Annotated in this window: 10 protein-coding genes, 1 tRNA gene and 3 pseudogenes; 4 read left to right on the forward strand and 10 right to left on the reverse strand. The window is 58.0% G+C overall.

Annotated elements, in window-relative coordinates; all coding sequences use genetic code 11:
* Positions 1–37: 37 nt before the first annotated feature.
* From trpA to QK300_RS07445, 4 genes are all read right to left on the reverse strand, one after another.
* Positions 38–886 (reverse strand): tryptophan synthase subunit alpha, encoded by an 849-nt coding sequence (gene trpA / locus QK300_RS07430; protein WP_281301072.1) that lies wholly within the window; start codon positions 884–886, stop codon positions 38–40.
* Positions 883–2,109 carry a tryptophan synthase subunit beta gene (gene trpB / locus QK300_RS07435; RefSeq protein ID WP_281301073.1) on the reverse strand — a complete coding sequence of 409 codons (1,227 nt, stop codon included), beginning with the start codon at positions 2,107–2,109 and terminating at the stop codon, positions 883–885. The genes trpA and trpB overlap by 4 nt, the downstream gene beginning before the upstream one ends.
* Entirely contained in the window at positions 2,106–2,780 is a 675-nt protein-coding gene (locus QK300_RS07440; protein WP_281301074.1) for a phosphoribosylanthranilate isomerase, read from the reverse strand. The genes trpB and QK300_RS07440 overlap by 4 nt, the downstream gene beginning before the upstream one ends.
* 72 nt (positions 2,781–2,852) lie before the next feature.
* Complete coding sequence (locus QK300_RS07445; protein WP_281320832.1) at positions 2,853–3,917, reverse strand: hypothetical protein; 1,065 nt, start codon at positions 3,915–3,917, stop codon at positions 2,853–2,855.
* Between the two features lie 26 nt (positions 3,918–3,943).
* Between QK300_RS07445 and QK300_RS07450 the strand changes: the two genes are divergently transcribed.
* Complete coding sequence (locus tag QK300_RS07450) at positions 3,944–4,885, forward strand: SDR family oxidoreductase (protein WP_281301076.1); 942 nt, start codon at positions 3,944–3,946, stop codon at positions 4,883–4,885.
* Here QK300_RS07450 and QK300_RS07455 read toward each other — a convergent pair.
* Both QK300_RS07455 and QK300_RS07460 read right to left on the reverse strand, forming a co-directional pair.
* Entirely contained in the window at positions 4,831–5,745 is a 915-nt protein-coding gene (locus QK300_RS07455) for a D-amino-acid transaminase (protein ID WP_281301077.1), read from the reverse strand. The two genes, QK300_RS07450 and QK300_RS07455, sit on opposite strands and share 55 nt — an antisense overlap.
* Positions 5,746–5,835: 90 nt before the next feature.
* A complete protein-coding gene (locus QK300_RS07460; protein WP_042087085.1) occupies positions 5,836–6,177 on the reverse strand; it encodes a PilZ domain-containing protein in 342 nt (113 codons plus the stop codon).
* Positions 6,178–6,276: 99 nt separating this feature from the next.
* Here QK300_RS07460 and QK300_RS07465 point away from each other — a divergent pair, with 99 nt between their 5' ends.
* The gene (locus QK300_RS07465) at positions 6,277–7,746 is read left to right on the forward strand and encodes a sigma-54 dependent transcriptional regulator (RefSeq protein WP_348651849.1); all 1,470 of its coding nucleotides are present in this window, start codon (positions 6,277–6,279) and stop codon (positions 7,744–7,746) included.
* A 10-nt stretch (positions 7,747–7,756) separates the two neighbouring features.
* Here the strand turns inward: QK300_RS07465 and QK300_RS07470 are convergent, their stop codons facing one another.
* A complete protein-coding gene (locus QK300_RS07470) occupies positions 7,757–7,897 on the reverse strand; it encodes a hypothetical protein (RefSeq protein WP_281301079.1) in 141 nt (46 codons plus the stop codon).
* Between the two features lie 157 nt (positions 7,898–8,054).
* On the opposite strand from QK300_RS07470, the gene QK300_RS07475 reads away from it, so the two are divergent.
* A tRNA-Thr gene (locus QK300_RS07475) sits at positions 8,055–8,129 on the forward strand.
* A 145-nt stretch (positions 8,130–8,274) separates the two neighbouring features.
* Here QK300_RS07475 and QK300_RS07480 read toward each other — a convergent pair.
* Entirely contained in the window at positions 8,275–8,883 is a 609-nt protein-coding gene (locus QK300_RS07480; protein WP_281301080.1) for a BRCT domain-containing protein, read from the reverse strand.
* A 151-nt stretch (positions 8,884–9,034) separates the two neighbouring features.
* On the opposite strand from QK300_RS07480, the pseudogene QK300_RS07485 reads away from it, so the two are divergent.
* Positions 9,035–9,256 (forward strand): annotated as a pseudogene (locus QK300_RS07485) (transposase); the annotation flags it as partial.
* Between the two features lie 3 nt (positions 9,257–9,259).
* Here QK300_RS07485 and QK300_RS07490 read toward each other — a convergent pair.
* A pseudogene (locus QK300_RS07490) lies at positions 9,260–9,520 on the reverse strand (transposase); the annotation flags it as partial.
* A 76-nt stretch (positions 9,521–9,596) separates the two neighbouring features.
* A pseudogene (locus tag QK300_RS07495) lies at positions 9,597–10,709 on the reverse strand (C-terminal helicase domain-containing protein); the annotation flags it as partial.
* Between the last annotated feature and the right edge of the window lie 77 nt (positions 10,710–10,786).

Consider the following 10,786-nt stretch of genomic DNA (forward strand, 5'->3'; position numbering starts at 1 on the left):
CAGCTCCCGGCCCAAAAGATCGGCATCGCATCAGTATTCAGGATCGGTCATCGGCTTGGGGGCGCGTCCCCATGGCCAGACTGTGCACAAAATCGGTCACGGCGTCCAGCAATGTGGCTTTGGCCCGGCCTTCATCATCAAGATGCGCCTTGATTTCCTGCACGATGGCCGAACCCACCACGGCGGCATCGGCGCTTTGGGTGAAGCGGCGCACATCATCGGCGGTTTTGATGCCAAAGCCCACCGCCAACGGCAGATTGCCCGTTTTATGCATGGCGGCGCGAATGGCGGCAAGCGCCTCATCGATCATTTCGGGTTTTGCCTGCGCGGTGCCGGTTACCCCGGCAATCGAGACATAATAAATGAACCCCGCCGCATTTTCCAAAACCCGGGGCAAGCGCCCGGCATCGGTGGTGGGGGTGGCAAGGCGGATCAGCGCCATGCCCACCGCTGCCGCCGGTTCCCGCACTTCGCGATCTTCTTCGGGGGGCAGATCCACAAGGATCAGGCCATCCACACCCACCCGGGCGGCTTCCTCGATAAAGGCATCCACCCCAAAAGCCATGATCGGGTTGAAATATCCCATCAAAATGATCGGGGTATCCTGATCGCTGCCTCGGAAATCCTCAACCATTTTAAGGGTTTTACGCAGGGTCATCCCGGCTTCCAGGGCGCGCAGGCTTGACTCCTGAATGGCCGGGCCATCGGCCATGGGATCGCTGAACGGCATCCCCAATTCAATGATATCGGCCCCGGCGGCGGGCAGCCGCGCCAAAAGCCGGGCGCTGGTGTCCGGATCGGGATCGCCAGCGGTGATGAAGGTGATCAGACCCCCGCGCTTTTGCTCTTTCAGGGATTGGAAACGTTGATCAAGGCGGCTCTTCACAGCTCCACTCCCAAAGCATCGGCGATGGTGAAAATATCCTTATCGCCCCGGCCGCACATATTCATGATGATCAGATGATCTTTCGGCAGATCCGGGGCCATGCGGATCACATGGGCCAAAGCATGGCTGGGCTCCAAAGCCGGCAAAATGCCTTCGAGCCGGGCGCAAAGCTGAAAGGCATCAAGGGCTTCGCGATCGGTGGCCGAAACATAGCTCACCCGGCCGCTTTCTGAAAGCCAGGCATGTTCGGGGCCGATGCCGGGATAATCGAGACCGGCGGAAATCGAATGGGCTTCGGTGATCTGGCCATCGTCATCCTGCAAAAGATAGGTGCGATTGCCATGCAAAACCCCGGGCTTGCCCCCGGCGATGGCGGCGGCATGTTCGCCGGTTTCAAGGCCCTTGCCCGCCGCTTCCACAGCATAGGCGGCCACATCGGGATCATCGAGAAAAGCATGAAACAGGCCGATGGCATTGGAGCCGCCGCCGATGCAGGCCACAAGGCTATCGGGCAGGCGGCCTTCGCGATCAAGGATCTGCTCGCGGGCTTCATGGCCCATCACCGATTGAAAGGTGCGGACCATTTCAGGATAAGGATGCGGCCCGGCTACGGTGCCGATCACATAAAAAGTATCCTCCACATGCGCTACCCAGTCGCGCAGGGCTTCGTTCATCGCATCTTTTAATGTGGCAGAGCCGGAATGGCAGGGGCGCACCTCGGCCCCCAAAAGCCGCATGCGAAACACATTGGGCTTTTGCCGTTCGATATCCTTTGCCCCCATGAACACCGTGCAGGGCAGCCCAAAGCGGGCGGCCACGGTGGCGGTGGCCACCCCATGCTGCCCGGCCCCGGTTTCTGCGATGATGCGGGTTTTCCCCATGCGCCGGGCCAGCAAAATCTGGCCGATGGCATGATTGATCTTGTGCGCGCCGGTATGATTGAGCTCATCGCGCTTCATATAAATTTTGGCGCCGCCTAAATGCTCGGTCAGCCGCTCGGCATAATAAAGCGGGCTGGGGCGGCCCACATAATGGCGCAGCAGATCATCCATCTCTTCGAGAAAACTGGGATCGATGCGCGCCGCCGCCCAGGCTTTTTCAACATCCAAAATCAAAGGCATCAGTGTTTCGGCAACATAACGGCCGCCAAAACGCCCGAAATGGCCATCATCATCTGGCCCGGTGCGAAAGCTGTTGGGCCGATTGGCCCTGTCCTGGGTCACGCGGAATGCTCCTTTGAACTGTGTTCGGGCCTGTTTAATTGGCGGGCTAGCCTTAAAAAGTCAGTGATTTTCTCAACGCTTTTGACCCCCGGCGCGGTTTCAATGCCAGAGGATACATCGGCGATCAAAGCCCCGCTGGCGGCCACCGCCGCTTCCAGATTATCGCGATCAAGGCCGCCTGAAAGCATCCAGGGCAAGGATGATCGATAATCGCGCAAAAGGCTCCATTCAAAAGAATGGCCATTGCCACCGGGTAATTTATGGCCCCGGGGGGGCTTTGCATCAAACAGGATCATCTGGGCGGCCTGTTCATAGGCATCGGCCAAGCGGATATCGTTTGCCGCACTGATGGGGATTGCTTTGATAATTTTTCTGGCGAAAATGCGGCGGATGGCCATTGCCCGTTCGGGGCTTTCGGTGCCATGCAATTGCACCCAATCAACGGCGACAGCGGTTTCTTTCAGCAGATGATCATCGGGATCAACATAAACGCCGACGGTTTCCAGCCCCTTGCCCCGGGCATAATCGGCCAGATCCCGGGCCAGCCGGGCATCCACATAGCGTGGCGAGGGGGGGAAAAACACAAAACCAACCCAAGCCGCCCCGCCTTCAGCGGCAGCATCAAGGGCGGCAATGGATGATACGCCACAAATTTTGACCAAGACTGACATAGATGAGCGGTTTAACCTGCTCTGCGCCTTGCTGCAAGCCGCAGATTTTCAAAGCATGATCCACAATCTGTTTCAGTTATTTGGGGGGGCACCCACCACCTCATCAACTGCCGGATCATAAGGTGACAGGGCTTCCGGTTCGCCCAAAGCCGCAAGATTGGCCCGGGCGGCCGCTGCTGCCGGGCTGGATGGCCAGCGTTCGATGATGGCGTTCCAATCGCTGCGGGCAAGGCTTTCTTTGCCCATCAGCATCTGGATATTGCCGCGTTCCAGCCGGGCGGTGGGGTTTTCGGGGTCCATTTCCACAGCCTGTAGGGCGGCATCCAGCGCGGGTTCAAGCTCGCCCAAAGCGCGATGGGCACTGGCCAGATAAAGGGCGATATCGGCCTGCCAGCCTGCGATGTCTTGCGCTTTTTCCAGATCGGTGATGGCTGCTTCATAATCCTCGAGCAAACCTAAAGATCGGGCGCGATCCAGCAAAAGCAGATAAATAAGCCGCGTGCTTTGCTCCGGGGCTTCGGCAAGCGCTTGAGAAAAGGCGGTATAGGCCCGGGCGGGATGATCGCCCAATAACAGCGCATTGCCCAATTGGCCATAAATCCCGGCCAAAAGGCTATAGGGATCATCCGCCGCCATGATATTATAGGTCACCCCGCGCCCGGTGCGCATCTGATCGGCCAATGATGTGAAATTTTGCGCCGCCGCATCATAATCCCCCAGATTGACCAAAGCACTGGCAAGACAATGGAGCGCCGGGATGCTCGCCCCATCCGATAGCCACGCCATCGCTTCGATCCGCGCCTGATCGGGGGCTTTCAGGGCCTGGCGCATACAATCATGATAGCGTTTGGCCTGGGCTCTGGTCTCGGCATCGGTCACGCTTTGATAATCCGGCATCAAAAGCGGCTCCAGGGGATCATCCATCATGGGATCATTGGAAAGGGCGCGGGGGCCACGGGGCACGGATTTGCCGGGGCGCTGATCAAGGGGCATTTCATCGATCCTGCCATCCTGCTGGGCTTGTGCAGGCTTGACCATCAGGCCGCCTGCCAGCAGGGCCAGCAAAATCAATGTGAAAATCAGCGGCACAAGGATGCAAAAGCGCCAGTTCTGTGCCAAAAAAGGGGTGTGGTTCATCATGATCAATAAAATGGCAGGTCGATATGGCGGATGAAAGGCTTTTTTGCTTCGGGCTTGGCTATAGCGCCCGGGCGCTGGCGGCGCGGCTAAAGAGGCAGGGCTGGACGATTGCCGGCACGGCCCGCACGATTGAGGGCTGCGCTGAACTTATCGCCATGGGCTATGAGGCGCATTTGTTTGATGGCACAAAGCCGATGGACGATCGGGGCCTGGCCGCCCTTCTGGCTGCCGGTTTCGTGTTGTCATCGGTGCCGCCCTTCAATGATGATCTCGATGATGGGCTGGAAGCCGGGGGAAACGATCCTGTTTTGCGCCATCATGGCGCGCATTTGGCCGATGTCGGCTCCCGCCCGTCAGGGGTTGTGCGCTGGCTGGGCTATTTATCCACCACCGGGGTTTATGGCGATCATCAGGGCGGCTGGGTGGATGAAACAACAGCCCCCACCCCCGCCACGGATCGGGGGGGCCGCCGGGTTCTGGCGGAACAGGCCTGGTTTGGGCTTAGGGGCGCGGATGGCCAAGGCTTGCCCGTTCATGTGTTTCGACTGGCCGGGATCTATGGCCCCGGGCGCAGCCCTTTTGATGCTTTGCGGGCGGGCCGGGCCCAAAGAATCGCAAAGCCGGGGCAGGTGTTTTCCCGTATTCATGTGGAGGATATCGCGCAGGTTCTGATGGCCTCCATGGCCCGGCCACGGGCGGGGGCGGTGTATAATGTGTGTGATGATCTGCCCGCAGCCTCCAGCGATGTAACGGCTTTTGCCGCTGATCTTCTGGGGCTGGGCCCGATCCCGGAAATTCCTTTTGAACAGGCGCAGCTTTCGCCCATGGCACGCAGTTTTTACGCTGATAACAAGCGGGTGGCCAATCGGCTGATCCATGATGAATTGGGGGTCGATCTCGCCTATCCTGATTATCGGGCCGGGCTTTGTGCCATTCTGGACGCCGAAGGCGCCCGCGCAGGCTGATCGAAAAACGCCTGCATATGATCCCAATGGCGGCTGATGATGGCTTGGGTGATCGGCCCCGGTTGGCCATGGCCGATCATCTGATCATCCAGCGAAATCACCGGGGTCACCCCGGCGGTGGTTGAAGCGATAAAGGCTTCTTTGGCGGATTTCGCCTCATCGAGGCTGAAGGCGCGGTGATCGATGGTGATCTTTTGCTGTGCTGCAATATCAAGCACCGCTTGCCGGGTGATGCTGGGCAGAATATCGGCGGCCAGCTCACGGATGCGCAGGCAGCCCGCCTGATCGATGATGAAGGCGCTCGATGATGCGCCTTCGGTGATCAGGCCATCGGCATCCACCATCCAGCCTTCGCCCGCGCCTTTTTGTCGGGCCGCCTGCTTTGCCAGCACATTGCCCAGCAGGGAAACGGATTTGATATCGCAGCGTTTCCAGCGCAGATCGGGGGTGCTGATCACCGCAATGCCTTTGGCCTGCTGGCGTTTCAGGGCAGCGCAATCAAAGCGCTTGGCGGTCATGATCAGGGATGGCGCAGGGGCGGGTTTGGGAAAAGCATGATCGCGCGGCGCCACGCCCCGGCTGATTTGCAGATAAAGGCTGGCGGTGCGCAGGCGATTGCGGATCAGCAGGCGATCCATCACCAAAGCCATGGCCCGGCGCCCCATGGGGGCGGGGATGGATAAAGCGGCAAGGGATCGATCCAGCCTGTCCATATGGGCGGTGAAATCCACCCCATGGCCATTGAGATAAAGGCAAACCTCATAAACCCCATCGGAAAACTGGGTGGCCCGATCCTCGATCGAAAGGCTGGCCATTTGATGCGGGGCATAGTGGCCATTAACATAAGCAAGATGCGGCAAGAACAGGCTCTTTCATAGACCGCCCCCGGCCAATCTGATGTGTCTCAGGCTGGGATGAAGGCCGGGATGAGGGGAGGACACAGCGGATTTTCAGTTTTGCTCATTGTGTTGGGAGACGTCAAGCCCCAGACTGCTCACCGCCGATGGCCCCAAAAGCCTGCGGACCTCGGCCGCCGGGATGGTGAAATTAAGGCCCAGCCTGTCATCCTTGTGCCAACTGATTTCGGCAGGCAGATCGCCGCAGCGGGTGATGGATAATGTGACCGCCGCATTGCGTTTGAGGGGCAAGGCCAGCTTGATGCGGGCACCGGCCAAAGACAGATCGAGAACCCGGCAGGAGAAGCTGAAATCTCCGACTTTGAGGGTTCCCATCCAGATGACAGAGCGGCGGGGATGGGTGCGCCGGTCCTTGGTCGTGATCTCCTCAGCCATGGCACTGAGGCCCCTTGATTGTGACTATGATGAATGATGGTGAGACAAACAGGTTTGCGATCGGTTAATAGAAAGAATTGTAATGAATTCGTGATGGCCATGATCGAAACAGAAGCGCTTGATATTCTGATCGTTGAAGATAGCCCGAGCCTGGCGCAAACCTATGCGGCTTATCTTGGCCGCCTTGATGCGCGCACGGTGATCGCCGGATCTTTGGCCGAAGCCAAAGCGGCGCTGGGGCGCGCCATGCCTGATCTTATTCTGCTCGATCTCAATTTACCCGATGGCGATGGCCTGTCTCTTTTAGCCGAATTGCCTGAACGTGCGCCGCGACCGCCGGTGGTGGTGATCACCGCCCATGGCTCGGTTTCGGTGGCGGTGCAGGCGATGCGTGCCGGGGCGACTGATTTTCTGGTCAAGCCCTTTGATGCCGAACGCCTTGTTATCACCATGCGCAATGCCCTTGAAAACTGGCGTTTGGCTAATCTGGTCAAGCGCTATGAAGAAAGCTTTCAAGATCGGGGCTTTGGTGATTTTGTGGGCAAAAGCCTGCCGATGCAGGCGGTTTATCGGATGATCAAAAGCGCCGCGCCATCCCGGGCCAGTGTGTTTATCTCCGGCGAATCGGGAACCGGCAAAGAGCTGTGCGCCATGGCGCTCCATCGCCATTCGCCGAGGCGTCATGCTCCCTATATCGTTCTCAATATGGCGGCCCTGCCCAGCGATTTGATTGAAAGCGAGATTTTCGGCCATAAAAAGGGGGCTTTTACCGGGGCCACCGCCGACCGGGAAGGGGCCGCCGTCAAAGCCCATGGGGGCACGCTGTTTCTCGATGAAATCTGCGAAATGGATCTGGCTTTGCAGGCCAAGCTCCTGCGCTTTTTGCAAACCGGAGTGGTGCAGCCTTTGGGCTCGGATGAAACCCGCAAGGTGGATGTGCGGATCATCTGCGCCACCAATCGCGATCCCATGCGCGAAGTGGCCGCAGGCCGGATGCGGGAGGATTTATTCTATCGCCTGCATGTGATCCCCATTGATCTGCCGCCCTTGCGCGAGCGTGGCACCGATATCATCGGCCTCGCCCGCAGCTTTCTGCACGAACTGTCGCGGGAAGAAGGTAAATCCTTCGAGCGCTTCACCGAAGAAGCCGAAACCTGCATGTTGGGCTATGATTGGCCGGGCAATGTACGGGAATTGCGCAATGTGATCCATACCGCCGTGGTGCTTTATGATGGGGTGGTGCTGGAACAGCCGATGTTGTCGCGCTCCTTGCAGGAATCCCTGCAAAAGGCTCAGGCTTTAAAAGAACAGACATTAAAGAATGAAAATGCCGGCCGATTGGATGACATGGCCCCGATGATCGCCATGGATCAGCCATCAAGCCCGCAAAGCGGCGCAGGCAAGGCCGAGGGCGCGGTGGAGATCGAGCCCTTGGCGATGACGGAAGAGCGGGCGATTCGCCGGGCGATTGCCCTGTGCGATGGCAATATCACCCGGGCGGCGGGCAGGCTCGAAGTATCGCCCTCAACCCTTTATCGCAAGCTGCAAAGCTGGGACAACAAAGCTTAATGGGCTGCCCCTAACCCCCGATCTGATCATCGTGGCCGGGGCTTTCCCCATCTCGGGCGCGGGCCTGTTGCTTACGCCGGGCCAAATTGGCCTTCAGCGCCTGTGCCAAACGCTGTTGCTTTTCTGTCGCTCTTTTTTGCGCGGCAGCCATGGCCTCGGGCCCATAGGGCTGTTGGCGATTTTTTTGAGGGTTTTTTGGTGTTTTGATCATGGGGGCAGAATAAGCGCAGAAAGAAATCACCGCAAGTGCAGCGATAGGGTTGCGCCGGGGCGCAGGCTGTGGCAAAAGCCCGCTGACGAAATCAGATGCCCACATGGCTCAGGGGTAGAGCACTCCCTTGGTAAGGGAGAGGTCGCGAGTTCGAATCTCGCTGTGGGCACCATTTTCCCCTTGAAAATAAACACTTTTCGGGCAAGGCTGCAAAAGCCTTGGACCTTATCTGTGGGGTTTTAGGGCAAATCTCGGACATTTAGTCCCGCGGGGGGACAAATTCGGGCCGCCACGCAAGAGAGTGCGTCCGGCGACGGTTACAAATTTGCCACCCAGTGTTCCTCGCTCAGAATCGAGATCGGTGCGCCTTTGGTCCTCCAGCCAACAGCTTTCTCGATCTTCCGGCCGAAGGAGGAATTCGCCCAGGCATCGGTTGCATAAACGCCGATGACGAGATAGTGGGTTGACCGCACGAGCGAGCCCGCTTCCCCGCCGCGTTCCAGAACCGCCGCCTCGCAGTCGCGTCGGCTGCCGAAGGCGAAGGTGCCAGTGAAACAGAATCGACTGCCTTCGAATGCAATTTCGGGCTGGGGCGTGTCAATCGGCAGGCGCGTCGCCTTTAGCACTTCGCCGAGTTCGAAATCGCCGGCCGAAAACCGTCGCAATGTCTCAAGAAGGTCTTGTGATTCCTCGGGGTCGAGATCGCCGTCGATCAGCATCTCATTGACGCGGGAGAAAAGGGTGGCGACGACTGGATTGTCCGATACGGCGGTATTTGCAGCAAGCCATTTGCGGAGAAATTCGGCCTCTGCCTGATTGACGGTGCCATCGGCGGTGATGCCGTGCGCGAGGCCGATCAGTTCGTTGATCTGTCGATCATCGATGCGCGCACGATTGAAAAGGCGGTGCAACCTAGGATCGGACATGAGATGTTCCGCCCCCCCTCAGGACAATATTCCTTTAGTATAGAGCAACCAAAAGATATTGAGAAGGCGCGAGTTGGCTATTATGCGCGGAGGAGATGCGCGATGAATCAACGGGTCGGCTTAGACACCGGTCTCTTTCAGTTTTTGCTGTTTGATCGCGGTCGTGGACGGGCTGAAGGGCTTTCCTGACGCCATCACCGCCGCCTTCCCGGAGGCCACGGTTCAGACTTGTGTTCGCCATTGTCTCTCGAACCAATGGCGTTCCAATGGCTCACTGCATCTGGTGCGCCATTCTCTGAACGTCTGCGCCTGGAAGGACCGCAAATTCGTGGCCGCCGATCTGCGCCTGATTTACAGCGCTCCAACGGCCGATCTACTTTTTTCCAAGGGCCTCCTTGATCAGATCGTTCTGCATGCTCAGGTCCGCATACATCCGTTTCAGACGCCGGTTCTCGTCCTCCAGCGCCTTCATCCGGCTGATCATGGACGCATCCATGCCCCCATATTTCGCTCGCCATTTGTAAAAAGAGGCATCGCTCATGCCATGCTCGCGGCACAACTGCGCCACCGGCGCGCCGCCTTCCGCCTGACGCAAAATCGAAAGAATCTGCGCTTCACTGTATCGGCTGGTCTTCATTCAAAATCTCCTCATGCATAGTGCCGAGAAAATTCTATTTTTAAACCCCCTTAATCACAGGGGGGATTACCAGATATTATACAAGTCGGGAAACGCCTGTTTTCTGCAAACGATGTCCCCGCAATCCGATGCTAGCCGAGCTCTTGTCGTGAAAGGCATTGACGACACATGACCATTTGGAGCTCATAACTCCGTCGATTCCCCGTCCTAAATCCCATATGACGGCGTCGCCATTGTCTAGTTGCGCTCTTACAAAGCGGTCATGCAAATCGCCTCTCGAGCGGCGGGAACACTGGGCCAGATGCAGAGGAATCGATCCGATCCTGTTTTTCCAGCGGTTTTCAAGATCGGAACGCTGATCGCCATTGGTTTCCGCCATTCGTTTATCGACCGAGTCCGCATCGAAGGTCACTATCCGGACTTCATCAAGCTTCGCAGCGAGTTCAGAGAACCGACTGACGAAATTTAGCAGGCGTCCCCGAGCCTGCTCGTCCGCACAGCAGTAGGGATCCTGGATTTCGAGGCGCTCGATTCTGGCTTCGCGGACGAATTGCTCAAAGATCGTCCAGTCACGCGGCCCATATTGTTCGTAAACCACACGCTGAACACTGGGTGTGCGAGCTTCGGCGGCCTCGACTGGTGTTCGGACCGATAAGACGGGTCTCCGGGAAGCGGGTACTGTTGCTTCGGGAGCGGGTTCTGCAGCGACAGGAACTTCAGGCGCAACGTCTGCTGTATCCTCTTGGCTGACCTGTGACTCTGCCTCAGACTTATCGGGTACTGCATATGTGACATCAATCGCCTGGCCGTCCGAGGAAGAAGGAGTTGAAGAAAGTGCAAATTCGGCGCCTTCATCGCTGCCGGTTTTTCTTCCATCGAGAACATCCGAAAGCAGGTCATCAGCGTCACGATCACTCTCGGGTGGCATAAGCAGCCCCCTGCTCATGGAGCGTTTACGCTCCATGAGGGCATCGAGCCGTTGGTCGAAGCTTGAAGGTCCAATCGCTTCATCAGGATGGACAGCCATTGGGATATGGATTGTTACCGGCTTTGTCTGACCGATCCGGTAGGCCCGATCCGTTGCCTGATCTTCGACAGCTGGGTTCCACCAGCGGGATAGATGGATCACGTTGTTGGCGGCGGTGATCGTAAGTCCTACACCGCCGGCCTTGGGTGAAAGTATGAGAACTGAGATGCCCCACGTTTTCTAGACACCTGCCTCTTTCAGTTTCTGCTGTCTGGCTTCGAAGTCAACGGGCGACAACA

This window comes from Iodidimonas sp. MBR-22 (genome assembly GCF_029946565.1).
GTDB lineage: Bacteria > Pseudomonadota > Alphaproteobacteria > Sphingomonadales > Rhodothalassiaceae > Iodidimonas > Iodidimonas nitroreducens.

What these genes read in the sequence shown, in the direction of transcription:
- QK300_RS07450 (WP_281301076.1), top strand. Translation starts at nt 3,944, where the DNA reads ATGGCGGATGAAAGGCTTTTTTGCTTCGGGCTTGGCTATAGCGCCCGG.
- QK300_RS07480 (WP_281301080.1), bottom strand. Translation starts at nt 8,883, where the DNA reads ATGTCCGATCCTAGGTTGCACCGCCTTTTCAATCGTGCGCGCATCGAT.
- QK300_RS07465 (WP_348651849.1), top strand. Translation starts at nt 6,277, where the DNA reads ATGATCGAAACAGAAGCGCTTGATATTCTGATCGTTGAAGATAGCCCG.
- QK300_RS07445 (WP_281320832.1), bottom strand. Translation starts at nt 3,917, where the DNA reads ATGAACCACACCCCTTTTTTGGCACAGAACTGGCGCTTTTGCATCCTT.
- QK300_RS07460 (WP_042087085.1), bottom strand. Translation starts at nt 6,177, where the DNA reads ATGGCTGAGGAGATCACGACCAAGGACCGGCGCACCCATCCCCGCCGC.
- QK300_RS07470 (WP_281301079.1), bottom strand. Translation starts at nt 7,897, where the DNA reads ATGGCTGCCGCGCAAAAAAGAGCGACAGAAAAGCAACAGCGTTTGGCA.
- QK300_RS07440 (WP_281301074.1), bottom strand. Translation starts at nt 2,780, where the DNA reads ATGTCAGTCTTGGTCAAAATTTGTGGCGTATCATCCATTGCCGCCCTT.